This window comes from Ruegeria sp. K11 (genome assembly GCF_056531905.1).
In genome coordinates, this window is the sequence record NZ_JBQFMP010000045.1 from 1 (window position 1) to 1042 (window position 1042).

The 1042-nt window shown below is 63.1% G+C and carries 1 protein-coding gene and 1 pseudogene; both read right to left on the minus strand.

The annotated features are described in order from the left end of the window. Positions 1-236: pseudogene (locus ACR0K4_RS22960) on the minus strand (gfo/Idh/MocA family oxidoreductase); the annotation flags it as partial. After that, on the minus strand, positions 233-1042 hold an 810-nt coding region (locus tag ACR0K4_RS22965; RefSeq protein WP_480855916.1), incomplete at its 5' end, for a sugar phosphate isomerase/epimerase family protein. The gene ACR0K4_RS22965 and the pseudogene ACR0K4_RS22960, both read right to left, overlap by 4 nt.

Sequence of the window (1042 nt, forward strand, 5' to 3'; positions counted from 1 at the left end):
GCCACGGCGTCGATCCCGTCATCACGGGCGGCCTCGGCCTGCGCCATCTGACGGAAATCGGAATAAGACCGTTCGATCCCCAACTCCTGCGCCGAGGCTTCGGCCCGCTGCGGGTCAGATGACAGCGCCCCGGCCACCAGTTGCCATTGACCATCCAGCCGGGCGGCGATGCGATGCACCGCCCCGATGAACGCGCCCTGCCCGCCGCCGACCATGCCCAGTTTCAAAGGTGTCATCGGCCCAGCCCCAGCATGGATCGGATCATGGCCTGATCAACCTCGCCGCCTGCGAAATCGTCAAAGGCCTTGTCCGTCGTTTCAATGATATGGCGCGCGATGAAGGGCGCACCTTCAGCCGCCCCCTGTTCCGGCGATTTCAGGCAACATTCCCATTCCAGCACCGCCCAGCTGTCATAGCCATACTGCGTCAGCTTCGAGAAGATCGCGCCGAAATCCACCTGACCGTCGCCGAGGCTGCGGAAGCGCCCGGCCCGGTTGGTCCAGCCCTGATAACCGGAATAGACCCCCTGCCGCCCGGTCGGGTTGAACTCGGCATCCTTGACGTGGAAGGCGCAGATACGCTCGTGGTAGAGGTCGATGAATTCCAGATAATCCATCTGTTGGAGCAGGAAATGTGAGGGGTCGTAGTTGATCCGGCAGGCCTCATGCCCGTCCACGGCATCAAGGAACATTTCGAAGGTCGCGCCGTCGAACACATCCTCTCCGGGGTGGATTTCGAACCCGATCGCTACGCCTTGGTCGGCATAGGCATCAAAGATCGGACGCCAGCGGCGGGCGAGTTCGGCGAAAGCCTCCTCGATCAGGCCCTGCGGGCGCTGCGGCCACGGGTAGAGATAGGGAAAAGCCAGCGAGCCGGTAAAGCTGACCGTGGTATCCAGCCCCATGCGCCGCGCGGCGATGGCAGCTTTCTTAACCTGATCGACGGCCCAGTCCTGCCGCGCCTTCGGATTGCCGTGGACGGTGTCTGGCGCAAAAGCATCAAAGGCCAGATCGTAAGCGGGATGAACGGCGACCAGCTGGCC